The following is a 26,146-nucleotide window of genomic DNA, read 5'->3' on the forward strand; positions in this document are numbered from 1 at the left end:
AAGCCCGGGTCTGAGAAGTAGGAGTGGTGGATGGGTCAGGCAAGTAGTCAGGCTACCGATGCCGAGCATTCGGCGGTGAAGCCGATCGGCATGCTGGTCGCGGCAGTCGGGGTGGTTTATGGCGATATCGGCACCAGTCCGTTGTACACCCTCAAAGAAGTGTTTTCCGGAGGCTATGGCGTGCCGGTCAACCATGACGGGGTGCTGGGGATTCTTGCGCTCATTTTCTGGTCGCTGATCTGGGTCGTCTCGATCAAGTACATGATGTTCGTGCTGCGCGCCGACAACCAGGGCGAAGGCGGGATCATGGCCTTGACCGCACTGGCCCGGCGGGCGGCGGCGGGGCATGCCAAATTGCGCATGTTGCTGGTGGTCTGCGGACTGATCGGCGCGGCATTGTTCTATGGCGACAGCATGATCACCCCGGCGATCTCCGTACTGTCGGCGATTGAAGGCCTGGGGCTGGCGTTCGAAGGTATCGACCATTGGGTCGTGCCGCTGTCGCTGGTGGTGCTGGTCGCGCTGTTTCTGATCCAGCGTCACGGCACGGCGCGCATCGGCATTCTGTTCGGGCCGATCATGGTCACATGGTTCCTCGTGCTGGGTGCATTGGGCGTCTATGGCATCAGCCAGCATCCGGAAGTCCTGGAAGCGATGAACCCGATGTGGGGCGTACGTTTCTTCATGGTCCATCCGGGCATGGGCGTGACGATTCTCGGCGCCGTGGTGCTGGCATTGACCGGTGCCGAAGCGCTGTACGCGGACATGGGCCACTTCGGCCGCAAGCCTATTGCACGTGCGTGGTTCATCCTAGTACTGCCGGCGCTGGTGCTGAACTACTTCGGCCAGGGCGCGCTGCTGCTAGGTGATCCGGAGGCGGCCCGTAACCCCTTCTACCTGCTGGCGCCGAGCTGGGCGTTGATCCCGCTGGTCGGCCTGTCGACCCTGGCCACGGTGATTGCCTCGCAAGCGGTGATTTCCGGTGCGTTCTCCCTGACCCGCCAGGCGATCCAGCTCGGTTACATTCCGCGCATGCACATCCGACACACTTCCAGTGCCGAACAGGGCCAGATCTACATCGGTGCGGTGAACTGGGCGTTGATGGTCGGCGTGATCCTGCTGGTGATCGGTTTCGAGTCCTCCGGCGCCTTGGCTTCGGCCTATGGCGTGGCAGTAACGGGCACCATGCTGATGACCACCATCCTGGTGTCGGCGGTGATGCTGCTGCTGTGGAAGTGGCCACCAATCTTCGCGGTTCCGATATTGTTCGGCTTCATGTTGGTCGATGGTCTGTACTTCGCCGCCAACGTGCCGAAAATCGTTCAGGGCGGTGCATTCCCGGTGATCGCGGGTTTCGCGCTGTTTGTGCTGATGACCACCTGGAAGCGCGGCAAGCAGTTGCTGGTCGAGCGTATCGATGAGGGTGGATTGCCGCTGCCGATCTTCATCAGCAGCATTGCCGTACAACCACCCCATCGTGTTCAGGGCACCGCCGTGTTCCTGACGGCACGGCCGGATGCCGTACCCCACGCGCTGTTGCACAACCTGCTGCATAACCAGGTACTGCACGAGCAAGTGGTGCTGCTGACGGTAGTGTACGAAGACATCCCGCGGGTGCCGCCGAATCGGCGCTTCGAGGTCGACTCCTATGGCGAAGGGTTCTTCCGGGTCATCCTGCATTTCGGCTTCACCGATGAGCCGGACGTACCGCAGGCGCTGAAGCTGTGTCATCTCGATGAGCTGGATTTCAGCCCCATGCGCACCACGTACTTCCTCAGCCGCGAAACGGTCATCGCCTCCAAGCTCGAAGGCATGTCGCGCTGGCGTGAAGCGCTGTTCGCGTTCATGTTGCAGAACGCCAACGGCAATTTGCGTTTCTTCAATCTGCCGCTGAACCGGGTGATTGAGTTGGGGACGCAGGTCGAAATGTAAACCTGATCCTGTAGGAGCGAGCCTGCTCGCGAAAAACCTGAGTTCACCGCGGGCATTCAGGTAGCCAGCGTTATCGTTGACGTCCATCGCGAGCAGGCTCGCTCCTACAGGGATTTGTGGTGTTGAATGAAAAAGCCCCCGCTATCGTGAGATGGCGGGGGCTTTTCTTCAGCGAGGCTCAGATCACTCTTGAGCTTCTGCTTCTTTGGCTTGACGCTTCTCGATCACATCCACCAAACGCTTGGCCAGCGCTGGGTAGTTCTCGTCGAAGTGGTGGCCGCCAGGCAGCTTGATGGCTTCGCCTACTGCCGTCTTGTCGGTGCAGCCACTCTCGTCGGTTTCTTCTTCGCCGTAGATGCACACCACTTTGGCGGCTGGCAGCCGGGCCATTTCCGGGCCGGTGGCGGCTTCTTTGCCGGCATTGCCGAGCCAGCCTTCGACTTCGATCTCGAAGCTGCCGGTACGGGCGAAGGCCAGCAGGATGATCGCGTCGACGCGTTGCTGTTCCGATTCGGCCAGGCGGTTGTAGATCGCCGGCAGTACGTCGGCGCCGAACGAATAGCCGGTCAGGATGAAGCGCTTGGTGCCCCATTTCTGCCGGTAGTGTTGCATCAGTTCAGCCAGGTCCAGCGCGCTTTGCTCCGGGCTCTTGTGCTGCCAGTAGTAGCGCAGGGTATCGATGCCGACCACCGGGTAGCCGATCTTGGCCATCTCGCCCGCCACGTCGCGGTCGAGGTCGCGCCAGCCGCCGTCGCCGGACAGGAACAGGGTCACGGTGTCACTGGCCTGGCCCGCTGGCACTTCGACCACCGGGATCTGCAGGCCGCCAGCGGCTTTATCGCCACCGACGAGGATCTTGCGCAGTTCGTTGTTCAGCACTTGTGGCAGGTTGATGTCGTAGTCGCTGATGCTGGTTTCGGCGTTCGGTTGATCACGCACGAAACCGGCACTGGTGTCGTCCGGGTTGTCGTTCCACGCGACCAGCCAGTGACCGTGGGCCGCGCTTTTGGGCAGCAGGTGAGTGCAGCCGCCCTTTTCCAGGGCCAGGTCGACCGAGACGGCCTGGGCCTTGTCGTCCTTTTGCTCGGACAACCAGCGCCAGGCCAGCACGGCGCCAGGGCCGATGCCGCTGACCAGGGTCGCCGGGCCTTTGAGTTCGCGCAGGCCCGATTGCAGGGCGCGGCTTTGCAGCAGGCAATCCTTGGGCAGGATCACCTGGACAATTTGCGCCGAACCACTGCGGCTCAGGGTCATCAATTGCTTGTCGCTGAGTTTCTGGTCTTCGTTGACCGCCACCAGCACCTGGGCGCGTGGCGTTGTGCCGGGGATGACACGGGTCATCGCCGCACCATCGGCCGGGGTCAGCAATTCGAGGGTCGGCTCCGGTGCCGGGCGTTTCAGGTACCAGAAACCGCCACCGAGAATCAGGGCCACTATCACCAGCGTGCCCAATACATACCGCAAGGAGCGTTGAATCATCAGCGTTTCACCAATCCGGTCAAGCCACCCGCGATCAGGGCAGCAGTGTCGGCCAGCGCAACCAGCGGATCGAGTCCGGCGGGCACGGCCATATAACGGGGTTCCCAATCAGGCTGGAACTTGTCTTTGAAACGGCGCAAGCCTTGGAAGTTGTACAGCTGCTCACCACGGCGGAATACCATCGAGCCAAGGCGCTGGGTCAAGGGTGCGCCTCGACGGGGTTGCAACCCCGACAACGGCACCATGCCCAGGCTGAAACGCGCGTATCCATGATTTTTATAATGTTGAATCAGGCCGACCATCATGAACTCCATGGTCAGCTTCGGAGCATCCGGGTGCGCGCGCATCAGGTCGAGGCTGGCTAGGTCATGGCCGTAGGTCTCGAGCAGGTTGGCGAACGCCACCGGGCGCCCTTCGAAACGAATCACCGCGATGCGGAAATGCTTGAGGTAGTCATCGCTGAAGCGACCCAGTGAAAAACCTTTCTCCCGGACATTCTTGCCGGTCAGCCAGGCATCGGAAATTACCTTGAGCTCATCCATCGGCGCCTGGCCGGGTTCATGGATTTCCAGGGAAAGGCCGTCGCGGGTGCCACGGTTCCAGGTGTAGCGCAGGTCCTTCATCTCTTTGCCCTTGGCTTCGAGATCAAAACGCTTGAGGTCGACCCGGGCTTCTTCGCCGAGCTTGATCGCGGTCAGGCCGATGTCCATGTAGTACGGCAGGTTCTCTGCACGCACTTGATAGAACACGGGGCGGGCGTGGTGGATGTCGCAAAGGTCGCGGAACTGCCAGATCATTTCCGCCCGTTGCTGGCCCGGGCCGATCGGGTCATACAACGCCACCAGGCTGCGACCACGGCGGGCGTACATCAGGAACGCCTCGTCGTTGGGGTGGAACAGCAGCGCCTTGTCGCCGGTCAGGGCCAGGCCGCCATCCGGTTGGGCCGATGCCATGAGGATCTTGCTGGCGCGCTCCAGTTCGTCGGGTGTGGGCAGGTGAATGACCGGGCGCGCGGTGCGCAGCAGCCAGGTCAGGGACACCACCACCAGCAGCACGGCAGCCCCGAGCAGCGAGCGCAGGCCGCGAGGGGCATCGGCGTCCAGAGTGAACTGCCACCAGAGCTGGTGGCTGTACGGAACGTCCTGATAGGCGAACAGCAGCAACCAGATCGACGCACCGAGCACGCACAGGCTGGCCACCAGGTACAGCGGCGAGAACGGTACTTCGGTCAGGCGGCTGGGGCGATAGAACGAGCGGCGGAATACCCCGAGCAGGCTCGCCGTCAGCACCATCAGGCTGGCTTCTTCCCAGTCGAAGCCTTTGAGCAGTGAGAGCAGGGCGCCGACCAGTAACAGAATGGTGGTCAGCATCCACGCGGCCGACAGCCGGCGACGCAGCCCCTGGGCCAGCAACAGGCAAAGTACGCCGACCAGGCTGGCGCCAAAGTGCGAAGCATCGACCAGTCGATGGGGGATCAGAAAACCGATGTGTTCCAGGCGCGTATCGATTTCCGGAGTGACGCCGGAGAACAGCAGGACAACACCGGACAGGAACACCAGCACCGCCAGTATCGGAGCCGCCAGACCCGAGGCAGCGCGCAACGTCTGGCGTGTCTGGAACAGGCGCTGGCCTTCGTTGATCAGCAGCAACAGGCAGGCCACCAGCAAGGGCAGGACCACGTAGATCAAGCGATAGAGCAGCAGGGCGGCCGCCAGTGGCGCAGCACCCAGGGTGTCGGAAAACGCCGCCAGCAAAATGGCCTCGAACACCCCGACACCGCCCGGCACATGGCTGAGCACGCCGGCAGCCAGCGCCAGCAGGTAAACCAGAAGGAACGCACCGAAGGGCGGTGTTTCCGGCAGCAGCAGATAGAGCACGGTCGCGGCAGCGGCTACGTCCAGGGCGGTGATGACCAATTGCAGGAAGGTCAGGCGACGCCCGGGCAGGCGCAAGGTGCGGCGCCCGATCCTGACCAGCAGGCTGTCCGGGTAAGGCTGTTCCGGCAGCCGACGACGGTAGATACCGATGGCCAGCACCGAAAACAGCACGAGCACGGCAGTCGCCACCACGCCGAGCAACGTCTCGGAGAGTCCCAGGGCGGAGGACGCCGCTGGCAGGTCGCTGAGCGTCGCCAGGGCCGCCAGTGGTGGCAGGGCGCAACCCAGCGAGAGGCTGGCGAACAAAGTCATGCGGGCGACTTCTGCCGCTCCCAGGCCATGACGGGCATAGAGGCGATAGCGAACCGAGCCTCCCGACAACATTGAAAGACCGATGGCGTTGCCGATGGCAAAGGCCGTGAAACCGCCCAGAGCCAGCGTGCGCGGTGCCAGGCTCGCCCCGGCATAGCGGCTGGCTGACCATTCGTAGCCGAGCAGAATGATGAAGCCCACTACAGTTGCAGCCAGTGCGCCCATCAAGGCAGGTTTCGGAACGTCGAGGATCGAGTCGTGCAGGGCGTTAAGGTCGAGTTCGCTCAACAGGTGGCGACAGGCAATCAGCGCGATCGCGAACAGCAGCAGGGTGACCGCCAGGCCAATGGGTTGACGGTATTTGCTCAATCGATCAAGCAGGCGCAGGCGCTCGGCATTGATCGGTTGTGTCGCTGTGACAGTGTCTTGTGAATCAGACGAGTTGGCGCGCATCAATCACCTCTTGGATCGTGCGCGACAGGATGGAGGTATCCAGCCAAGTTACCAATCCCTGTAGAAAAAAATAATCACAAATATTAACGCCTATCACCCGGCAACAGGGATGGCGCGGTATCAGTCGCGGAGGCTTCAGCCTGTGATAGAGCATAGTCTGAACCCGGCACATGGGTGACCCCCAAGCGGCTTGCTACACAGTGACAGGTCATTGTTGCGAAAGGACTTTTTCAACAGACACAAAAAAGGCCACTCTTTCGAGTAGCCTTTTTTGATGTTTGGTTGCGGGAGCCGGATTTGAACCGACGACCTTCGGGTTATGAGCCCGACGAGCTACCAGACTGCTCCATCCCGCGTCTGTGTGGCGGCATTCTATAGAGATGCGCCGGGGTGTCAACCGTTAATCCTGAAGCAGGTCAAATAAATGCTGAATCGCGGCAAACGGTCGCAGGGATGGCCTAAGTTTCGGAATCAGAACGATTTCCGGTTTCGCTCTCGTTGAGCGTCCAGGCCTTGTTCCTGCGTTCGGTGCTATAAAACGAGCACGCACAAAAAAGGCCACTCTTTCGAGTAGCCTTTTTTGATGTTTGGTTGCGGGAGCCGGATTTGAACCGACGACCTTCGGGTTATGAGCCCGACGAGCTACCAGACTGCTCCATCCCGCGTCTGTGTGGCTCATTCTATAGAGATGCGCTCGGGTGTCAACCTCCAATTCCGATAAAACCTCTTCCCGTTCAATCGCTTAGCGTTCAAAAGGGGAGGTCGACCGGTCTGTGAGGCAGGCAGGACAAGGCCTGCGAGTCTATTGAAAGTATTTTTTCGATTGAAAAAATAAATTCACAATCGACTCTTCCCACAATTGGAAAAGAACATTCAGACTACTGGTGCTATATACAGGTGTCGGTGAGATACTGTTTGTCCGGCACGCCATGACGCCTTTTCCTTGCCATGAACACAGCTTTGCTATGACCCAACGCAAGATCATCCACGTCGATTGTGACTGCTTCTATGCAGCCATCGAGATGCGCGACGACCCACGCCTGGCCGGTAAACCACTGGCGGTAGGTGGGGCGGCGGACCGGCGCGGGGTGATCGCCACCTGCAATTATGAGGCGCGAGCGTACGGGGTGCGTTCGGCGATGTCCTCCGGGCATGCCTTGAAGCTGTGCCCGGACCTGACCATCGTCAAGCCACGCATGGATGCCTATAGAGAAGCGTCCAGGGAAATTCATGCGATCTTTCGCGATTACACCGAGATCATCGAGCCGCTCTCGCTCGATGAGGCGTACCTTGATGTGTCGGACAGCGCGCATTTCGCAGGCAGTGCAACGCGAATCGCCCAGGACATCCGGCGCCGGGTCTCCAACCAGTTGCATATCACCGTGTCGGCGGGTGTGGCGCCGAACAAGTTTCTGGCCAAGATTGCCAGTGACTGGAAAAAGCCCAACGGCCTGTTTGTCATCACACCGGACCAGGTCGAGGACTTTGTCAGTGGTTTGCCTGTGAGCAAATTGCACGGGGTCGGCAAAGTCACCGCCGACAAGCTCGGCAAGCTGGGTATCAGCGATTGCCTGCAATTGCGCGAGTGGGACAAGTTGGCGCTGGTGCGTGAGTTCGGCAGCTTTGGCGAGCGACTCTGGAGCCTGGCCCGTGGGATCGACGACCGTGTGGTGCACAACGACAGTCGTCGTCAGTCGATCAGCGTTGAAAACACCTACGATGTTGACCTGCCGGACCTGAAGAGCTGCCTGGACAAGTTGCCCGAGCTGCTGGAGACCCTGGCCGGTCGCATGGCGCGGATCGACAGCAGCTATCGTCCGGGCAAGCCATTCGTCAAAGTGAAGTTCCACGACTTCACCCAGACTACATTGGAGCAGGCCGGGGCAGGGCGGGATCTGGGCAGTTATCAGTTGATGCTGACCCAGGCCTTCAATCGCGGCGGTAAGCCGGTGCGGTTGTTGGGTGTCGGGGTGCGGCTGGAGGACTTGCGGGGTGGGTTCGAGCAGATGGAGTTGTTTGAGCGGTAGTTTTGTGGTGAATGTGCGGGCCCCTTCGCGAGCAAGCCCGCTCCCACATTGGATTTGTGAACACCTGAAATCCTATGTGGGAGCGAGCCTGCTCGCGTTTAGTTCAGCCCCGGATTCGCTACCAGTCGCTCGCCATTGCGGGCCAGTGACTTGAGGAATTCGGTCTGCAATTCGGGATCATTGCGTGTCAGTTCGATCAGGCTCTGTTCCAGTTCACTGGCTTCCTCTTCAAGACCCAGCTCCGACAGGCGCTTGACCCGGTGGACCCACTGATTGACTTCGTCGCCCTCGAGATCGTCATAAATCAGCCCGTGGGCCTCATAGAGCTTGCTGCGCAAGGTGCTGCTGACGGCTAGCGAGGAGTCGGTGTGTACGTCGTCCTTGGCATCCTCGACACGAATCAGCAACCGGCTCAGGTGATTGATGTCATGTTCAGCGAACGGGTTGTCCAACAGATTCAGGCGCAACACGCCGTTTTTGTCGGTGGTCAGTTCGAAGGTTTCCTTGCCGGCCTTGACCTCGACCGGGCGCTCGCTCCAGGGCAGGCTTGAGTACTCCGTGCGCTTGTCGCGCTGGACTTCATCGATACCGGCCAGGTTCTGCTGCGCGCGACCGTGGGACTGCACGTTCATGAACGGGTTGAGCCCGGCGAAACCGTAGCTCAGCCAGTCCTTGGTCACGCTGTCCGGCAAATTGCCGAGGGCGAACACATTGACCACGTTGGCACCGACACCCGCTACCACGGCCACCGCGCCCAGCGGGATTTCGTAAATCTCCCGCCAGGGTTGGTACGGCGTATAGCGGTCGTAGTGACGCGTGACTTCGTATTCGGTGACTTCGAAAGTCTTCTGCTCGTGGATTTTCACCCGCCGTTGCGGAAGCTCAAGCACCTTGGGCTCACCGACATCGATCTGCAGGCTGTGATCGAGCAATTTGCGCTCGACACGTTCCTCGTGCTCGCTGCGTTGTGACATTTGATTGGCACAGCCGCTGACCAGCAGGGCGCCGCACAAGGCGGCACCACCGAGGCCTAAGGTGTTTCGCTTGAACATGACGTCTCTATATCTGCTATCAGCGGCGGATGCGGGCCTGAAGGAAGGACAGTACGTCGGCGACCGGCAGCGCTTGTGCGTCGGCCTCGGTACGGCTCTTGTATTCCAGGTTGCCTTCGGCCAGGCCGCGGTCGCTGACCACGATCCGGTGTGGAATGCCGATCAGCTCCATGTCCGCGAACTTGATGCCCGGGCTGGTTTTCTTGTCACGGTCATCCAGCAGCACTTCGAAGCCGGCAGCGGTAAGTTGCGCGTACAGTTTGTCGGTGGCTTCGCGAACCTGCTCGGTTTCGTAGCGCAGCGGCACCAGGGCAATCTGGAACGGCGCGAGGGTGTCGCTCCAGATGATCCCGTTTTCGTCGTTGTTCTGCTCGATGGCAGCCGCCACCACGCGAGACACACCGATGCCGTAGCAGCCCATTTCCAGGGTGACCGGCTTGCCGTTCTCGCCCAGCACTTCGCATTTCATCGCTTTGCTGTACTTGTTGCCCAGCTGGAAGATGTGCCCGACTTCGATGCCGCGCTTGATCTCCAGGGTGCCCTTGCCGTCCGGGCTCGGGTCGCCGGCCACGACGTTGCGCAGGTCGGCAACGGTCGGAACAGGCAGGTCGCGTTCCCAGTTCACGCCGAAGTAGTGTTTATCATCGATGTTGGCACCGATGCCGAAGTCGCTCATCAGCTCGACCGAACGGTCGATGATGATCGGCAGCGGCAGGTTCAACGGGCCGAGGGAGCCGGCACCGGCGCCAATGGCCTCGCGCAGTTCGCCTTCCGAGGCCATGACCAGCGGGCTGGCAACGCCTGGCTGGTTGGCGGCCTTGATTTCGTTCAGCTCATGGTCGCCACGGATGATCAGGGCAATCAGCTTGCCTTTCTCTTCAGCATGCACCACGAGGGTCTTGATGGTTTTCTCGATCGGCAGGTTGAACCCTTCGACCAGTTGCGCAATGGTCTTGGCGTTCGGTGTGTCGACCAGGCGCAGCTCTTCTGTCGCAGCGGCACGCGAGGTTTCGCGAGGCACGGCTTCGGCTTTTTCGATGTTGGCGGCGTAGTCGGAGCCGTTGCTGAACACGATGTCGTCTTCACCGGACTCGGCCAGTACGTGGAACTCGTGGGAGCCGGCACCGCCGATGGAGCCGTTGTCGGCTTCTACAGGGCGGAACTTCAGGCCCAGACGGGTGAACACGTTGCAGTAGGCCTGGTGCATGCGGTCGTAGGTGACCTGCAGCGAAGGCTGGTCGGCGTGGAAGGAGTAGGCGTCCTTCATGATGAATTCGCGGCCGCGCATCAAACCGAAGCGTGGGCGGATTTCGTCACGGAATTTGGTCTGGATCTGGTACAGGTTGATCGGCAGCTGCTTGTAGCTGCTCAATTCGTTGCGCATCAGATCGGTGATGACTTCTTCGTGGGTCGGGCCGGCGCAGAAGTCGCGACCGTGGCGATCCTTGAAGCGCAGCAATTCAGGGCCGTACTCTTCCCAGCGCCCGGATTCCTGCCACAGCTCAGCCGGTTGCGTGCTTGGCATCAACACTTCGAGAGAGCCGGCAGCGTTCATTTCTTCACGAACGACGGCTTCGACCTTGCGCATTACCCGCAAGCCCATCGGCAGCCAGGTGTACAGGCCTGAGGCGAGTTTGCGGATCATGCCGGCGCGCAGCATCAGCTGGTGGCTGATCACGACCGCGTCGGAAGGCGTTTCTTTTTGTGTGGCGAGCAAAAATTGACTGGTGCGCATGGTTGGCCGTTATCGATTGCTGATGACGAGATATGACGGAGCATTGTACGGGCGAGATCCGCTGGCGTACAGGCGTGCGGTCGGTGGTGTGGCAGGAGGGCGCGATTCACTCGGCCCTCCGCGATTCTTCCTGCGTAAAGAACCTACGATTCTTCGGCGACCGGGGTGTGCACCGGTTCCGGTGTAGGTGTCGGACCTTCACGGCGGTTCTCCTGGAACCAGTGCAAGGCGATCAACAGCAGGGTCGGGACGCCCAGCAGGGCGGTAATCAGGAAGAAGTCGTGATAACCGAACTTCTCCACCATGACCCCTGAGTAGCCGCCGATCAGGCGTGGCAGTAGCAGCATGATCGAGCTGAGCAGGGCGTATTGGGTGGCGGAGAATTTGAGGTTGGTCAGGCTCGACAGGTAGGCGACGAACGCCGAGGTCGCCAGGCCCGAGCTGAAGTTGTCCAGGGAGATGGTCAGCACCAGCATGTTCAGGTTGGGGCCCATGTCGGCGAGCATCAGGAACAGGATGTTGGTCGCCGCGGAGGCGACACCGCCGATGAACAGGATCGGCAGGATGCCGAAACGCACGATCAGCAGGCCGCCCATGCCAGCGCCGACCAGGGTCATGATCAGGCCGAAGATTTTGCTGACGCTGGCGATCTGGTCCTTGGTGAAGCCCTGGTCGATGTAGAACACGTTGGCCATCACGCCCATGACCGTATCGGACATCCGATAGGTGGCGATCAAGCCGAGCAGCAGCAGCGCTTGCCAGCGGTATCGCAGGATGAAGTCGTTGACGGGTGTCAGCACTGGCGCCAGGCCACGGCGGCCCATGGCCGAGAGGCACAGGGCGGTGAGGGTGGTATAGAGAATCGCGCGCAGGAAGGCGCGGTCCTCCAGCAGCAGGTCGAGCAGGCTCTCGCCTTCGAACAGTACGCTGGCGAAGTCGGTGTTGTAGAGCTGGGTGAACATGGCCGGCACGGACACCAGCAATACGATCAGCACGAACACCGAGGCCAGTTGATGCACGAAGCTGTAGCGCCCGGCCTGCAGTTGCGTGCGCAATGGTACTGGCGGCTCGCGCATGAACAGGGATGTCAGCAGTGCCGGGACCATCAGGGCACCGAACAGGATGTAAGTGCCGGCCCAGGCCGAATGCTTGTAGTTGAAGCCGGTGGAGCCAAAACCTTCGGCGAAGTACAGCGCGCCTGCGGTAGCCAGCAGCGCGGCGACCCGGTAACCGGACATGTAACTGGCGGCCAGTGCGGCCTGGCGGTTGTCTTCGGCGATTTCCAGACGGTAGGCATCGACCGCGATGTCCTGCGTCGCTGATGCGAAAGCGACGACGACGGCAATGGCGATCAGCCAGGACAAATGCTTTTGCGGGTCGCAGAAACCCATCCCGATCAGGCCAAGGATAACCAGTGCCTGGGACAGCACGAGCCAGGACCTTCGTCGACCGAGTTTGCCGAGCAATGGCAGTCGCCATTGGTCGAGCAGGGGTGACCAGACCCATTTGAAGGCATACGCCAGGCCGATCAGGCTTGCATAGCCAATGGTTTCACGCGCCACGCCGGCTTCACGCAGCCAGACTGAAAGCGTCGAAAACACCAGCATGTAGGGCAGGCCGGCGGCGAAACCAAGCAGCAACAGCACGAGTGTCGAGGGGCTGGCATAAGCGGCGAGCGCGGCGCGCCAGGTTTTACGGGGCATGGGCTGGAGTCTGCCTCAAGAAATACGGAAACAAAGCGCGCACTCTAACCGCTGTGCTCTACCGGACGCCAGCCATGGCGCTGAATATCAACACGATTGTTCAGGACACTGATGCCCTCCATGCGTAATCGTGCGCGCTGCTCATCGCCCGAAGGGCTGCCGACCGGCAGGCTGATACGCCCGTTCGCGCCCAGAACACGGTGCCAGGGTAACTTGCTGTCGCCGGGCAGTTGACTGAGTGTGCGCCCGACCCAGCGGGCGGCGCGACCCAGTCCTGCGAGCTCGGCCAACTGGCCGTAGCTGACGACTTTGCCCTCGGGTACTTGTGCCAGCGTCAAATACAGCGCCGTGCGTCGGATTTGCGCGGCACTCTCGGGGTCTTCGGTTGGATCGCTCACGTCCGTCAGTCCTGAAGAAGTTTGCCTTACCATCTGTAGAGTAATTCCTGCGCAGGAAGTTGAGAAATGAACTCAACAGAAATAGTCGGGTCAGTCCTTGTCAGGGCCTTGTTCCTACGGATAATGCCGACTTTTCTCGCAAGCCTGAGCCTGTATTTTGCTTATGTTGTCCAGATCCCTGCTGTGTCTCGCCGTCCTTGGCGCATCCTCTCCCTTGCTGGCCGATACCGTGTGGTTGAAGAACGGTGACAAGCTGAGCGGCAAGATCACGCTGTTCGATGGCGGAAAGCTGCTGATCCAGACCGAGTACGCCGGTGCGGTGACGATCGACTGGAAACAGGTCAAGACCCTGGACAGCGATCAGGAGTTGCTGGTCAAGCAGGATGCCTACAGTGGTGAGAAAGCCAAATCGTTGAAAGCGGCGGACGACGGCAAGGTCACGCTGGCCAACGGCGAGGGACCGAAGACGGTCGAACTGGCGAGCATCCAGCAGATTCTCAAGCCAAAACCGGTGGTCGAGGATCTGGTGTGGAAAGGCAACGTCGATGTCGCGCTGGATTATCAGCGGGCGGAAAACGACACCGATGACTACGACATCGACTTCAAGACCAGTGCGCGACACGGGCGCTGGCGGCACACCGCTGAAGGTGAGTACAACCGTGAGTTCCAGGACGACGTGGTGACCACGGACAACTGGCGGGCGGAGTACTCCATCGACCGATTCCTGACCGAGCAATGGTTCTGGCAGGGGCGCCTGGTCTACAAACGCGACAAGGTCGAAGACCTTTCCCGTCAACGCACCGTCGGTACCGGTCCCGGCTATCAGTTCTGGGATAACGAACTCGGGGCGTTCTCCCTGGGCTCGCTGGTCAACCGCACGGACTATGAATTCTCCGATGGCAGCGAGGAAAATTTCTACGCCTTGGCCATGAAGTGGGACTACAACCGCTACCTGATCGGCAAACGTGTCGAGTTCTTCACCAATGGTGAGGTCGGCAAGCCGCTGTCGGGCGTGGCCGACTACGCGCTCGATGCCGAGATGGGGTTGCGATACAAGGTGACTGACTGGGCTTCGCTGAACCTGAAGGCAGAGCGCGATATCATCAGCGGCGCCGACGATGCGGATCTGGACAAGACACGCTACACCGCAGGGTTTGGCGTGACCTGGTAAGAGCATCAAAAAATCGCCGCCTTCGACAGCGCCTGCAGGGGCAACCCGGGAGCTGTCGAAGGCGGCGATCTTTTTTGTGTGGACAAAACATCCGCCCACAAAAAAGCCCCGCTGTTGAGGGCGGGGCTTTTTACTAAAGCAAGTACAAGTTAGATAACTTGAACTTCTTCAGCTTGCATGCCTTTCTGACCGCGGGTAGCGATGAAAGAAACCTGTTGGCCTTCTTTCAGGCTTTTGAAGCCGTCGGACTGGATAGCTTTGAAGTGAACGAACAGGTCGTCACCGGATTGTGGAGTGATGAAGCCGAAGCCTTTTTCATCGTTGAACCACTTAACGGTACCGGTTTGGCGATTAGACATGGTGTAACTCCTTGAACAAAGATAACTGCGACTCAGGAAGAACCCTGGCCGAGACTGAGTGCAAAGAGCAGGAAAAATTCTTGTAGATGGTTGGATCGAAATTCAACATATCGTGTAGAGATTCTCAGTGACACAAGCAGCACAGTGACGCCACCTTAACCCTTTTTCCGGAACGTGCCAATGCTTCTTGCACAGGTTTCTCTGTTTTAAGGATCGGCGGTGTGACGGTTCGTCGCCAGCGCAGGTAATTCCCGCCTGTTCGGCGAGAATTGCACCGCGGACTTTGAACCCGGCGGCGCGCCCGGTAAGATGCCGGACAGAATTTTTCGACCTCGCTATTCAGGACACCCGCCATGAGCATCAAATCGGACAAGTGGATTCGCCGCATGGCGCAGGAACACGGCATGATCGAGCCATTCGTCGAGCGCCAGATGCGCGGCAGCGACGATAGCCGTGTGATCTCCTACGGCGTGTCGAGCTACGGCTACGATGTGCGTTGCACCAATCATTTCAAGGTGTTCACCAACATCAATTCGGCCATCGTCGACCCGAAGAACTTCGATGCCGGCAGCTTCGTCGACATCCACAGCGACGTGTGCATCATTCCGCCGAACTCCTTCGCCCTGGCCAGCACCGTCGAATATTTCCGCATTCCGCGTAATGTTTTGACCATTTGCCTGGGTAAAAGCACCTATGCGCGCTGCGGCATCATCGTCAACGTCACACCACTCGAGCCTGAGTGGGAAGGTCACGTGACCCTCGAGTTCTCCAACACCACCAATCTGCCGGCGAAAATCTACGCGAACGAGGGCGTGGCACAGATGCTGTTCCTTGAGTCTGACGAAGAGTGTGAAGTGTCCTACAAGGACCGTGGCGGCAAGTATCAGGGCCAGCGTGGCGTGACCCTGCCTCGCACCTGAGTCAACCGTCCGGCAAATGCCGGGAATTCCTGAGCGGGCGTACACTCTATGGGGTGTACTGTTCCGATCCGCGCAAGGTGGGTCGGGTCATCGCTCAGGAGTGCCGAATGAAGATCGATCCGCGAATCAGTGCCGAACTGGCAAGGCTTGAACCCAATCAGGTTGGCGTTCTGGCCTGGTCCTTGTTGGCACACCCGCCCGTCAGCATGGCAGGGGGTATTCCCGGCCAGCCTGATCCTGATACCCCGAACGAGCAGCCTAATGAACCGGGCGAGCCTACGCTGCCGGATGAGCCGCCACCAGCGCCTGTTGTCTGACTTTCGATTCCCGCTACTCATGGCCGGTGAACTGCCGCTGTCGTCTTCAGCAAGCAGGCCTGTGCCTGTTGTTGCTGTTGACGACCGTGGCGTCTGAATCAGCCTGAAAATATTCGGAAGTAACTGTGTCTGTCGTGGAAACCAATCGACGGGCACGGCTGTGGTTCCATTCAGGAGCTGCGTGCCCTTGGGCCGGAAGCAAAGGGCGTCAGGCAGTTAACTTCGAATATGAAAAGGAACATTCAGATGAGTGCAAATCGATCGGGGAATTTGAGTGCCGATGTAATCACGACGGGCGGCTCCATGCAGTTTCGCGTAACGGATGGGGTCGATTTTTATCGGCGCCCAGACATCCATTGCATTGAAGCGGATAACGGTCAGGGGACTGCGTTTTACGTGTACTTGCCGTTGGACATCCAGAGTGGCAGCTACAGCCTCAGGCTCGACGAGGCAGCTCCCATGGTCATCCATGTGAGCGGCAACTCGGAGGCAGAGCTTTATCCAGGAACGCTTGAGTTAACGGTGGGAGGTGACGCGCAGTTTGCCGGGCGCTTCAGTGGGACGGACGCTAATGGTCTACAGATAACAAATGGCAGTTTCAGGCTGGAAAACGAAGCGGGGGCATAACGGTTGATTGATGGTGGAAGCCGGACAAGCCGGCTTCCACTTCTACTCCCGGCGGCTATTTCAGGTTGCCGCTGAGGAACTGCTTCAACCGCTCGCTTTTCGGATTGCCCAACACCTCTTCCGGTGCGCCTTCTTCCTCCACCAGGCCCTGGTGCAGAAACAACACCTGACTCGACACTTTGCGGGCGAAGCTCATTTCGTGGGTCACCATGATCATGGTCCGGCCTTCTTCGGCCAGGCCCTGGATCACCTTGAGCACTTCACCCACCAGTTCCGGGTCCAGCGCCGAGGTCGGTTCGTCGAACAGCATGACTTCCGGCTCCATGGCCAGTGCGCGGGCAATCGCTACCCGTTGTTGCTGACCGCCGGACAGGAATGCCGGGTATTGGTCAGCCACACGGGGGGCCAGCCCCACCTTGTCCAGGTAGCGCCGGGCGCGATCCTCGGCTTCTTTCCTGTCACAGCCCAACACCCGGCGTGGGGCCATGGTGATGTTTTCCAGCACCGTCATGTGGCTCCACAGGTTGAAATGCTGGAACACCATGGCCAGGCGGGTGCGAATCCGTTGAAGCTCATCGGCGTCGGCCACGTGCATGCCGTGACGATCCTTGATCATGCGGATGTTCTGCCCGTCGAGGCTCATGGCGCCATCGTTGGGTTGTTCCAGGAAGTTGATGCAGCGCAGAAAGGTACTTTTACCCGAGCCGCTGGCGCCGATCAGACTGATGACGTCGCCGGTTTTGGCCTTGAGCGAAACACCTTTGAGGACTTCATGGTCGCCGTAGCTTTTATGCAGGCCTTCGATGGTCAATTTGTACATGGGGCGTGCATCCTCAAGGCGAAAGTAGATAGCCGCTGCGATAGGCTTCGGTGCCCGCGACGTGGGCGATCACCATGCCGGCAGTGGCCATGCGGCGCAGCGAGCGGGCGTACATCAGCCCGGCTGTGGCGCAATGAACGGGAGTGACCAGATCGTTGACCGGATCAATGATCTCGGCGATCAGTTGCCCGGCTTCCAGGTACTGGCCCGGCCGCGCGGTGAACACCAGCAGGCCGCCGACGGGCGTGGCCACCGGCTCAACACCCGCCAGCGGTGTCGCCGGATAGGGCAGGTCGGGGAGGGGCGCGGGTTCGCCGGCGATCGCGCCGAAATGGATCAGGTAATCGATCAGTGCCTGGCAATCGAGGCTGGCCAGCGGGTGATTGACGTCGCCTTGACCGCGCAGTTCGACGGTCACCGAAAAACTGCCCGGCGGAATGTCGAAGTCCTCGCCGAAGCGATCCTTCAATTGCCACCAGAGCAGGGTGAAGCATTCGTCGAACGACTGGCCACCGGAATCGGTTGCAAGCAGGCTGGCTTGGGCGCCGATGTAACGGGCCAGCGGCTCGACCTGCGACCAGGCTTCAGGTGTGGTGTAGAGGTGCGCGACCGCTTCGAAATCGCAATGCAGGTCGAGCACCATGTCGGCGTCGCAGGCCAGTCGCTGCAGGGTCAGGCGCTGGGATTGCAATTGGGTGCCGGCGGTCTGCCGGGCCAGCGCGTCGCGCAGGTTGCTGCGGATCAATTGCAGGTTGTGCTGCGGATCGTCACCGAGCTTGCCTTCGATCGCGTTGCCGACTTCCTCGCTGAGGTCGACGAACCAGCGGTTGAAGTTCTGGCCGCTTTCCAGCTCGTAGCGACCCAGCGGCACATCCATCAGCACCTGTTCCAGGCCCACGGGGTTGGCGATGGGCACCAGCACGATTTCGCTGCGCAGGCGCCCGGCGGCTTCCAGCTCCGCCAGGCGTTGCTTGAGGTGCCAGGCCACCAGCATGCCGGGCATTTCGTCGGCGTGCAGGGAGGCCTGGATGTAGATCTTGCCGTTGGCCGATTGAGGGCCGAAGTGAAAGCTGTGGATCTGTCTCGCGGTCCCCGGCAGTGGGGCCAGCAGGTCATGTTTCTGGTGGCGCATCTGTTGTTCCTGAAGCAGGTTGAGACCTAGTGGGTCGGCCCGAGGAAGGCCAGCCATCGGCGTTCGGCAAGGCGGAACAGGCCGACCAGCGCAAAAGTGACGGTCAGGTAGATCAGCGCGGCGATGCCGAACGACTGGAAGGTCAGGAAGGTCGCCGAGTTGGCGTCCCGAGCAACTTTGAGCACGTCCGGGATAGTCGCGGTGAAAGCCACGGTGGTCGAGTGCAGCATCAGGATCACTTCGTTGCTGTAGTACGGCAACGAGCGACGCAGGGCCGATGGCATGATCACGTAGGCATACAGTTTCCAGCCGGTCAGGCCGTAAGCCTTGGCCGCTTCGACTTCGCCGTGGTTCATGCTGCGGATGGCTCCGGCGAAGATCTCCGTGGTGTAGGCGCAGGTGTTCAGGGCGAAGGCCAGGATCGTGCAGTTCATCGCATCGCGAAAGAACGCGTCCAGTACGGGCTGGGCCCGAATGGCGGCCAGGCTGTAGATCCCCGTGTAACAGATCAATAGCTGGATATAGAGCGGCGTGCCACGGAACAGGTAGGTATAGAACTGCACCGGCCAACGGATGTAGAAGTGCGGCGATACACGGGCGATGGACAGCGGGATCGACACGATAAAACCGATGAAGATCGAAGCGCTGAGCAGCCACATCGTCATGGCCAGGCCGGTGATGTTGTTGCCGTCGCTATAGAGGAAGGGTTTCCAGTATTCCTGCAGGAGTTCGATCATCGTACGGCCTCCCGGGTCCCGGCGGAGTAACGACGTTCGAGCCAGCGCAGGATGACGTTGGACGCGCTGGTGATCACCAGGTAGATCAGCGCGGCAAGCACCAGGAAATAAAACAGCTGATAGGTACTTTTACCCGCGTCCTGGGCAGCCTTGACCAGGTCGGCGAGGCCGATGATCGACACCAGGGCCGTGGCCTTGAGCATCACCATCCAGTTGTTGCCGATACCCGGCAGGGCATAACGCATCATCTGCGGGAACACCACGATCCAGAAACGTTGGCCGCGCTTGAGACCATAGGCGGTGGCCGCTTCGACCTGACCCCGTGGGACGGCGAGAATCGCGCCACGGAAGGTTTCAGTGAAATACGCACCATAGATGAAGCCCAGGGTGATGACCCCGGCGCTGAACGGGTTGATCTCGATGTATTCCCATTCCATGTAATCGGTAAACGAGGTCAGCCAGGTTTGCAGGCTGTAGAAGATCAGCAGCATCAGGACCAGGTCCGGAACGCCGCGAATGAGTGTGGTGTAGAGCTGGGCAGGCACGCGCATCAGTTTGACTTTTGACAGCTTGGCACTGGCGCCGAGCAGCCCGAGCAGCACGGCCAGCAACAGCGACAACGCCGACAGCTTGATCGTCATCCAGGTGCCTTGCATCAGCAGCGGACCGAAGCCCTTGAGGCTGAAGGCAGAGAGCCCCAGATTTTCTAATAAGGTTTCGAACATAAATCAGCAACCTGATCGGATGAAAAAAGCGCCCATCGAGAGATGGGCGCCGGGCATTATTTGCCGCTGTACAGATTCAGATCGCCAAAGTGTTTCTTCTGAATGGTGGCGTAGGTGCCATCATCGTGTAACGCTTTGATACCTTTATCCAAAAGTGCTTTCAGCTCGGTGTTACCTTTCTTAATACCGACCGCGGTTTTGGCAGGCAGCAGTTCGCTGTCGACTGGCTTGCTGATTTCGTAGCCTTCACCTTTTGGTGACTTCAAGAAGCCCAGTTCGGCTTGCAGCATGTCCTGGATCGCTGCGTCGAGACGGCCGGAAGTCAGGTCGGAATACACCTGATCCTGATTCTGATAGGCCTGGGTTTTCACGCCGGCCTTGTCGAGAACGGCTTTGGCGTAGGCTTCCTGGATGGTGCCTTGCTCGTAGCCTACGGTTTTGCCCTTCAGCGAAGCGACGTCCTCGGTCAGGCCGGAGCCTTTCTTGAACACGTAGGCGGTTGGGCCGGAGAACAACTCGCTGGAGAAGTCGATGACTTTTTCACGGGCCGGGGTAACGGTCATCGACGAGATCACACCGTCGAATTTATTGGCTTTCAGGCCCGGAATCATGCCGTCGAAGTCACTCTCGACCCACTTGCACTTGACCTTCAGTTCGGCGCAGATCGCGTTCCCCAGATCGATGTCAAAGCCTACCAGGCTGCCATCGGCCGCTTTCGATTCGAACGGTGCGTAGGAAGGGTCAACGCCGAAACGCAGTTCTTTGTACTCCTTCGCCATGGCGGAACCAGCCGCCATGCACAACGCCAGTGCAGAAAGGGTCAGCAATGCTTTTTTCATTATTCAATCCCTAAAAACCAATATGAGCGCTTGTGGCGCAGAATTATTGTTACTGGAAAGCGTAAGACCTGTTGAAAGTAGCAATTTCCGAACCAGAGTGCCGAACAAGCGTTTTATTTAGGTGCTTGGAAATGGCCGGAGACAGATTTATGCACGAAAACGTGCGCAGGGAAATGGGTGCACCAAATCAACTCACCACAAAAGAACGGATTGACTGAGCAGGTTTCGCAGGGCCGGGCACTCCACCTCGTGACACGACTTGTCCTTGAGTCAGCGCAACCGCGATTACGATTCAACATTCAACCTCTATTTTGAATGTCAGACCGCTATCGCGGGCAAGTAAAGGGCTGGGTTATTTACCGGGTGTCAGCGTCAACCGCGCCTTGCCATAGGCGTTGTCGAAGTTCTGCGGCTGCATCGGCAGGCTCATGTACTGGCCCTTGAACCACGGCTCGATGCTGTTGAGGTAGTTCGGGCTGGCCGGGTTGCCGGACTGGCCGGTGCCGTTCTGCGCCATCAGCGGTTCGGACTGGCCGAAGTCGACGATAAAGCGCATGGCTGGCGCCAGCGTGGTGTTGAAGTCCTGGCCCCAGGCGAAGGCGGCGGTGTTGAGAGTGGTGTGATCGCCACCGGCCGGCAGCGGTCCGCGTACGGTCTGGCCGCTGCTGTTTTTCCATTCATAGCGATGCAGTTTGCCCCATTGCCAGGCTTTGTGATCGCCGCCCAACTGGCTGTCGCCGGCGCTGATCGCGGCGGCGAGGCTGCGGGCGAGGATGGCCGGTTTGTCCTCTTTCTGTGCGGTACGCACGTCATCCCAGAACGGGCTGTCCTCACGCCCGAGCAAGTGATCGGCCTGGGCCGCGTAGGACAACTTGCCGTCGGCGACAAAAGCTTTCCACGTCGGGCTGCTTTCCGGGCCCAGTTCATCGAGGAAGATCTGCCGCGTGCTTTCCTGCAGGAACAGTTCGTAGATGGCCGCATCGGTGGAGGTCGGGCCGAGCTTGCCGTCGAACGCCATCAAGCGGCTGTAGGCTTCGTGTGCCTTGGCGCGATCGGCCGCCGGCAAGGCGTCCATGGCTTGTTTGAGTGGCTGGGCCATACCCGGCGCTTCGAACATTTTCTTCAGCTTGGCAGCGAAGGTGGTGGTCTGGTCGTATTGCATGGCGATCAGGCTGCGGCTGTCGTGTTTGCCTGCACCGGCCAGTTCGGCCAGGCGCTCGCCGCGCTCCGGAGCGGCCCAGGAATTGGACAGCTGCATGCCGTAGCCATGGGGAATGACCCGTTGGTTGGCGGTGCCGAGCCAGCCCTGAGCCGGGTCCTGATCGTACGGGTGCAGCATCGGGTCGGCGTAACCGTCCCAATCGTATCGACCTTCCCAGCCCGGCGAGGGCAGCAAGCCTTCGCCTTCGCGACGGTTCGGGTAGCGGCCGGTGACTTGCCAGCCGATGTGATTCGCGTCGGCGAATACCAGGTTCATCGCAATGGCGCGGATTTCGCGGCTGGCATCCGAGGTTTTCTCGACACTCTGGGCGCGGGACAGGTCGAAGAGCGCGTCCAGGGTCTTGTCGTCGGTGAAGTTCGGCGTCTGCAAGGCCAGGCCGAAACCATTGGCCAGCGTGGTGCCCTGGGCGCTGTTGAGCAGCGGGCCATGGCGGGTTTCGTACACCGCTTCGCGAATCGGCCGCTGGCCTTTGACGAAATAGGTTTCGTTGCGCACGATCGCCGGCTGCCACTTCCCGGCGTTTTCGTAGGTAAGCCCGTTGCTCTGGCGCTTGATCTTCTCCAGGAACAGGTCCTGGTTGTCGCCCATCACGGACGTCATGCTCCACGCCACCTTGCCGTTGAAACCTCCAAGCACCATCGGCAGACCCGCGATGGTCACGCCGGATGCCTGATACTTCGGCGTGCGAATCTGCACGTAACTGAACAACGAAGGCACGCCCAGCGGGCCATGACTGTCACTGGCCAGCAGGCTCTTGCCGCTGCGGCTGCGTTGTGGGGCGATGGCCCAGTTGTTCGACGAAGTGGCGCCCAGCAGGTTCAGGTCCGACAGTTGGCCCGTGGCTTTGCTGAGTTCGGCCAGCCCCGGTACTTGCCCGTTGAGCTTGAGGCCTTGCAGTTTTTCGCTTTCGGCGACCGGCAGTTTTTCGTCGGGAGCCGACGGCGTCAGCCATGCAAGTTTGTCGGTGGTAACGGTCTGGGCCAGTACCAGCGAGGAAATTTCTTCCGGCAGGTTGGTCGACTGGCTGAAGTTCAGGAGGCAGAAAATCAGCGCCGAATCCTCCGGCTGCCAGTACTCAGGCTTGTAGCCGGTGGCTGCCAGATCCGCCGGCAGTTTGTCGCGGTAGCGGAACAGGTAGGCGTTGACCCCGCGCGCATAGACTTCGAAGAAACGCTTGAGGCGTGGTGAAGAAGCCTTGTACAGCTCGCCAGCACTTTTCTTCAGGTTGACCGCCCGCATGTAACGGTCGGCATCCAGCAGGTCCGCACCGTGCATCTCGGCCAGACGGCCCTGGGCCAGCAGGCGCAGGGTAACCATCTGGGTGATGCGGTCGCTGGCATGCACGTAACCGAGGGTGAACAGCGCGTCGTGGAAGCTGTTGCTTTCGATCAGCGGCATGCCCATGGCATTGCGGCGCACCGAAACGCTCTGCGCCAGGCCCTTGAGTGGTTGTACGCCGGAGGTCGGCGGTAGGGTGTCCTGGGCGTTGAAGTTCTGACAACCGGTCAGGCTCAACACACCGGCCACTGCTGCGGCAACGCCGAACCGGGGTAGAAAATGAGTAAGGGCTGGCGAGGCCATGGCAAAGCTCCTGCGGGGGTAGAGGCGGCGGCGCGCAATAAAGGCGCTACGTTAGTGAGCGGGAGGTGGCCGCGCAAGCGGGGTACAAGGTTATTTCAGGATTTGTCTGATAAACCGGAAAGATCGCAGTCTTGTCAGTCGCAATGGGGGATGTTGAAGTGCGAAACGCTCAACAATCCAGGAGAACAGTCGGCATGGAGCTCAAGGCAAACGCGGCATTGATCATCATCGATCAACAAAAAGGCATCCTGCATCCCAGGCTCGGCCGCAGGAATAATCCAGAGGCCGAAGCGCGCATGCTGGACTTGCTTGACCATTGGCGATGCACCGCTAGGCCAGTGATCCATGTGCAACACCTGTCCCGCTCTGAGGACTCGGTATTCTGGCCGCAGCAGTCGGGGGTGGAGTTTCAGGAACGGTTTGAGCCAATGGCCGGTGAACGCTTGATCCAGAAGCAGGTGCCGGATGCGTTTTGTTCGACGGGGCTGGAGGCGCAGTTGCGCGAGGCGGGGATCGGGCAGTTGATCATCGTCGGTGTCGCGACCCACAACTCGGTGGAGTCCACGGCGCGTACCGCGGGCAACCTGGGGTTTGATACGTGGGTGGCCGAGGATGCGTGTTTTACCTTCGATAAGGCTGATTTCTTTGGCCAAACCCATAGCGCCGAAGTGGTGCATGCGATGTCGCTGGGGAATTTGCACGGTGAGTATGCGACGGTGGTCAGCACCGCATGTGTATTAAAGGCTGACTGAAAAACCTGTAGGAGCGAGCTTGCTCCGGGCGGCGTTCCGACGATAGCGGTCTGACTGACACATTGATAGTTGATGTGCTGCCGTCATCGCGAGCAAGCTCGCTCCCACAGGAGAGGATGGCGATTCAACAGGCGAAGCAAGTCTTCGCCCGAAGCATCAAGCGCCGTGGCACTTCTTGAATTTCTTGCCGTTGCCGCATGGGCACGGATCGTTGCGGCCGACGTCTTTCAGGGCGTTGCGCACCGGTTCCTGGTGAGCGTGGCCGCAGTTCGGACCGTGGACATGGCCGTGGTCGTGATCATGGTGGTGATGGTCATGATCATGATCGTGATTGCAGTCAGGGCCGTGGACATGGGGTTGCTGGGTCATCGGTGTTGCTCCGGAATTAAATCGGCGGCGATTATCACGCCATTGCGCGTCAGGTGCACGTAGTGGGTGATGAATATACCGGTTTCCAGTTCACCTTCCAGACGATAGGGAATGGGTTGATCGGATTTTTTCAGCAGTTTGGCCAGATCACGGACCTTGGACCACAGGTTGGTGCGGATCGGTACCTTGAAGTAAGCGCTGTGCCTGGGGCTGATGGTGAACCAGTGTTCGTACTCGCCGTCGGCCAGCAGTATGTCGCCCAAGTGAACGCGGTACTCCAGACCGCGCACCGTCAGGTCGCTGTCGTTGGGGTTGTCGATGCGAAAATGCAGGAGGAATTTCTGTTCCAGCAGTTTGGCGTTGACCACCTCGATCTTCACCAGATGGACCTCGGGGTCCGGCAAGTCGTCGTCGAACCACGACGCACAGCCACCGAGTCCCAGTGTCAGGAACAAGGTGAGCAGACAGAGTGCGCAGCGACGGATGATCATCGTGGTGTTTCTCCCTTGAGCCCCAGTCTAGACCCAAAGGATCGCAGCCTTCGACAGCTCCTGCTTGGTGGATAGTCATTCCATGTACTAGCTGCTGAAGTACCCCGCACAACACTTCTTGAACTTCTGCCCACTCGCACACGGGCAAGGGTCATTGCGCCCGAGTTTGAGTTGCACGGTCGGGTCGATGAAGTACCAGCGCCCGGCGTTCTGTACGAAGGATGAGCGCTCTCGATGACTGTGCTCGCCATTGCTGTCGTGCCAGCGCGCGGTGAAGGTCACGAAAGCGTGTTCAGGCTGGCCGCCCAGCACTTCGGAGCTTTCCACCTCAAGGCCCAGCCACGTACTTTGCGCGCTCCAGTCGCTGATCGATTGACGGTCCAGGCCGGCCTGTTGGGCGGGCAGGGTGGTGGCCACCAGATAGTCGACCAACCCCAGCACATAGGCGCTGTAGCGTGAGCGCATCAAGGTTTGCGCGCACGGCGCCGGGTGTCCGGCATGGTAGTGACCGCAGCAGGCGTCGAGCAGGGTGCCGCTGCCGCAAGGGCAAATGGATGTACTCATTGCATTACCACCAGTATTTCCCGAAGTTTTCCGGATTGGCCCAGAAGCGCGAATTGAGCCAGTCGGGGACTTGTTTGTATTCAAGCAGATCGTAGGTAAACAGGGTCAGGACCTGTTCGTCCCGTTGGAAGCGCTCACTGGCTTGCAGGGCCAGGGAGAAAAAGTCGGTTTCCTGCCAGCCACAGGCCGGCAGATCCGCCAGCACCGCGATGCGGCTGGCGTTGAGGTTGCGAATGCCGCCCAGCAGGTTCAGGCCGTCGCGCTTGGGCAGATGCTCCAGGCAATCGACCACCAGGGCCAGGTCGAAACGGCGGGCCGCCAACTCGTCGGGCAACGGCCCGGGGGCGGCGAATGCGACGCAGCTGTCCGGGTGAGCGAGTTTGAAAGCCTCCAGTGCCGGGAACTCGCTGGCGCCGATCAACAACAGACGTGCGGGGGCATATCGGTCGAGTAACGCGGCCAGTGCCTGTTGTGGCGTGCGTGAAGAAATACCTGCAGTCATCGAAGATCCTCAATCAGATCCGCCAAGACTAGCCTGCCCTTACGTTCGGG

Annotated in this window: 24 protein-coding genes and 2 tRNA genes; 7 read left to right on the forward strand and 19 right to left on the reverse strand. The window is 60.0% G+C overall.

What is annotated here, in order from left to right; all coding sequences use genetic code 11:
• Positions 1-30 precede the first annotated feature (30 nt).
• Positions 31-1,932, forward strand: coding sequence for a potassium transporter Kup (locus KGB20_RS03810; protein ID WP_057716141.1), 1,902 nt, complete (start codon positions 31-33; stop codon positions 1,930-1,932).
• A 183-nt stretch (positions 1,933-2,115) separates the two neighbouring features.
• Here KGB20_RS03810 and KGB20_RS03815 read toward each other — a convergent pair whose 3' ends face one another.
• From KGB20_RS03815 to KGB20_RS03830, 4 genes are all read right to left on the reverse strand, one after another.
• Entirely contained in the window at positions 2,116-3,411 is a 1,296-nt protein-coding gene (locus KGB20_RS03815) for a virulence factor family protein (protein ID WP_150812925.1), read from the reverse strand.
• Positions 3,411-6,053, reverse strand: coding sequence for a bifunctional lysylphosphatidylglycerol flippase/synthetase MprF (gene mprF / locus KGB20_RS03820; RefSeq protein ID WP_150812926.1), 2,643 nt, complete (start codon positions 6,051-6,053; stop codon positions 3,411-3,413). The genes KGB20_RS03815 and mprF overlap by 1 nt, the downstream gene beginning before the upstream one ends.
• 279 nt (positions 6,054-6,332) lie before the next feature.
• Positions 6,333-6,409 (reverse strand) — tRNA-Met (locus KGB20_RS03825).
• 232 nt (positions 6,410-6,641) lie between these two features.
• Positions 6,642-6,718 (reverse strand) — tRNA-Met (locus KGB20_RS03830).
• Between the two features lie 300 nt (positions 6,719-7,018).
• Between KGB20_RS03830 and dinB the strand changes: the two genes are divergently transcribed.
• Positions 7,019-8,080 (forward strand): DNA polymerase IV, encoded by a 1,062-nt coding sequence (dinB, locus tag KGB20_RS03835; RefSeq protein ID WP_150812927.1) that lies wholly within the window; start codon positions 7,019-7,021, stop codon positions 8,078-8,080.
• 98 nt (positions 8,081-8,178) lie between these two features.
• Here dinB and KGB20_RS03840 read toward each other — a convergent pair whose 3' ends face one another.
• The 4 genes from KGB20_RS03840 to KGB20_RS03855 all read right to left on the reverse strand — a co-directional run bounded on the left by KGB20_RS03840 (position 8,179) and on the right by KGB20_RS03855 (position 13,001).
• On the reverse strand, positions 8,179-9,132 hold the full coding sequence (locus KGB20_RS03840) for a hypothetical protein (RefSeq protein WP_057716137.1): 954 nt from the start codon (positions 9,130-9,132) through the stop codon (positions 8,179-8,181).
• 19 nt (positions 9,133-9,151) lie between these two features.
• Positions 9,152-10,867, reverse strand: coding sequence for a proline--tRNA ligase (locus tag KGB20_RS03845; RefSeq protein WP_057716136.1), 1,716 nt, complete (start codon positions 10,865-10,867; stop codon positions 9,152-9,154).
• A gap of 143 nt (positions 10,868-11,010) precedes the next feature.
• The gene (locus tag KGB20_RS03850) at positions 11,011-12,570 is read right to left on the reverse strand and encodes an AmpG family muropeptide MFS transporter (protein ID WP_057716135.1); all 1,560 of its coding nucleotides are present in this window, start codon (positions 12,568-12,570) and stop codon (positions 11,011-11,013) included.
• Positions 12,571-12,614: 44 nt separating this feature from the next.
• The gene (locus KGB20_RS03855) at positions 12,615-13,001 is read right to left on the reverse strand and encodes an MGMT family protein (protein WP_223473832.1); all 387 of its coding nucleotides are present in this window, start codon (positions 12,999-13,001) and stop codon (positions 12,615-12,617) included.
• Between the two features lie 130 nt (positions 13,002-13,131).
• Between KGB20_RS03855 and KGB20_RS03860 the strand changes: the two genes are divergently transcribed.
• Positions 13,132-14,139, forward strand: a complete 1,008-nt coding sequence (locus KGB20_RS03860) for a DUF481 domain-containing protein (protein ID WP_090453513.1) — start codon at positions 13,132-13,134, stop codon at positions 14,137-14,139.
• A 149-nt stretch (positions 14,140-14,288) separates the two neighbouring features.
• Here KGB20_RS03860 and KGB20_RS03865 read toward each other — a convergent pair whose 3' ends face one another.
• Positions 14,289-14,498 (reverse strand): cold-shock protein, encoded by a 210-nt coding sequence (locus KGB20_RS03865; protein WP_002554837.1) that lies wholly within the window; start codon positions 14,496-14,498, stop codon positions 14,289-14,291.
• A 353-nt stretch (positions 14,499-14,851) separates the two neighbouring features.
• Between KGB20_RS03865 and dcd the strand changes: the two genes are divergently transcribed.
• The 3 genes from dcd to KGB20_RS03880 all read left to right on the forward strand — a co-directional run bounded on the left by dcd (position 14,852) and on the right by KGB20_RS03880 (position 16,362).
• Complete coding sequence (gene dcd / locus KGB20_RS03870) at positions 14,852-15,418, forward strand: dCTP deaminase (protein WP_007940589.1); 567 nt, start codon at positions 14,852-14,854, stop codon at positions 15,416-15,418.
• A 107-nt stretch (positions 15,419-15,525) separates the two neighbouring features.
• Positions 15,526-15,735 carry a hypothetical protein gene (locus KGB20_RS03875; protein WP_008052149.1) on the forward strand — a complete coding sequence of 70 codons (210 nt, stop codon included), beginning with the start codon at positions 15,526-15,528 and terminating at the stop codon, positions 15,733-15,735.
• A 246-nt stretch (positions 15,736-15,981) separates the two neighbouring features.
• Positions 15,982-16,362: a hypothetical protein gene (locus tag KGB20_RS03880; protein ID WP_223473831.1), complete on the forward strand. Its 381-nt coding sequence runs from the start codon at positions 15,982-15,984 to the stop codon at positions 16,360-16,362.
• 55 nt (positions 16,363-16,417) lie between these two features.
• Here the strand turns inward: KGB20_RS03880 and KGB20_RS03885 are convergent, their stop codons facing one another.
• The 6 genes from KGB20_RS03885 to KGB20_RS03910 form a co-directional block, all read right to left on the reverse strand.
• Positions 16,418-17,182 (reverse strand): ABC transporter ATP-binding protein, encoded by a 765-nt coding sequence (locus KGB20_RS03885; RefSeq protein ID WP_102669862.1) that lies wholly within the window; start codon positions 17,180-17,182, stop codon positions 16,418-16,420.
• Positions 17,183-17,195: 13 nt separating this feature from the next.
• The gene (locus KGB20_RS03890) at positions 17,196-18,314 is read right to left on the reverse strand and encodes a succinylglutamate desuccinylase/aspartoacylase family protein (RefSeq protein WP_150812930.1); all 1,119 of its coding nucleotides are present in this window, start codon (positions 18,312-18,314) and stop codon (positions 17,196-17,198) included.
• Positions 18,315-18,340: 26 nt separating this feature from the next.
• Positions 18,341-19,051, reverse strand: coding sequence for an ABC transporter permease (locus KGB20_RS03895; RefSeq protein ID WP_057716129.1), 711 nt, complete (start codon positions 19,049-19,051; stop codon positions 18,341-18,343).
• Positions 19,048-19,776: an ABC transporter permease gene (locus KGB20_RS03900; protein WP_057716128.1), complete on the reverse strand. Its 729-nt coding sequence runs from the start codon at positions 19,774-19,776 to the stop codon at positions 19,048-19,050. Before KGB20_RS03900 ends, KGB20_RS03895 begins: the two co-directional genes overlap by 4 nt.
• A gap of 56 nt (positions 19,777-19,832) precedes the next feature.
• Positions 19,833-20,615: a transporter substrate-binding domain-containing protein gene (locus KGB20_RS03905; RefSeq protein ID WP_150812932.1), complete on the reverse strand. Its 783-nt coding sequence runs from the start codon at positions 20,613-20,615 to the stop codon at positions 19,833-19,835.
• A 352-nt stretch (positions 20,616-20,967) separates the two neighbouring features.
• Positions 20,968-23,418, reverse strand: coding sequence for a penicillin acylase family protein (locus KGB20_RS03910; protein ID WP_154946642.1), 2,451 nt, complete (start codon positions 23,416-23,418; stop codon positions 20,968-20,970).
• A gap of 194 nt (positions 23,419-23,612) precedes the next feature.
• Between KGB20_RS03910 and KGB20_RS03915 the strand changes: the two genes are divergently transcribed.
• A complete protein-coding gene (locus tag KGB20_RS03915; protein ID WP_154946641.1) occupies positions 23,613-24,170 on the forward strand; it encodes a cysteine hydrolase family protein in 558 nt (185 codons plus the stop codon).
• Between the two features lie 156 nt (positions 24,171-24,326).
• On the opposite strand, the gene KGB20_RS03920 is transcribed toward KGB20_RS03915, so the two are convergent.
• From KGB20_RS03920 to KGB20_RS03935, 4 genes are all read right to left on the reverse strand, one after another.
• Positions 24,327-24,539 carry an SEC-C metal-binding domain-containing protein gene (locus tag KGB20_RS03920; protein ID WP_015093814.1) on the reverse strand — a complete coding sequence of 71 codons (213 nt, stop codon included), beginning with the start codon at positions 24,537-24,539 and terminating at the stop codon, positions 24,327-24,329.
• Complete coding sequence (locus tag KGB20_RS03925; protein ID WP_150812935.1) at positions 24,536-25,030, reverse strand: LEA type 2 family protein; 495 nt, start codon at positions 25,028-25,030, stop codon at positions 24,536-24,538. Before KGB20_RS03925 ends, KGB20_RS03920 begins: the two co-directional genes overlap by 4 nt.
• An 87-nt stretch (positions 25,031-25,117) precedes the next feature.
• Positions 25,118-25,594 carry a YchJ family protein gene (locus KGB20_RS03930; RefSeq protein ID WP_057716123.1) on the reverse strand — a complete coding sequence of 159 codons (477 nt, stop codon included), beginning with the start codon at positions 25,592-25,594 and terminating at the stop codon, positions 25,118-25,120.
• Positions 25,595-25,598: 4 nt separating this feature from the next.
• Positions 25,599-26,096: a DUF6231 family protein gene (locus tag KGB20_RS03935; protein ID WP_090453527.1), complete on the reverse strand. Its 498-nt coding sequence runs from the start codon at positions 26,094-26,096 to the stop codon at positions 25,599-25,601.
• Between the last annotated feature and the right edge of the window lie 50 nt (positions 26,097-26,146).

It is taken from the genome of Pseudomonas sp. BF-R-30, assembly GCF_019956175.1.
Taxonomy (GTDB): Bacteria; Pseudomonadota; Gammaproteobacteria; order Pseudomonadales; family Pseudomonadaceae; genus Aquipseudomonas; species Aquipseudomonas jessenii.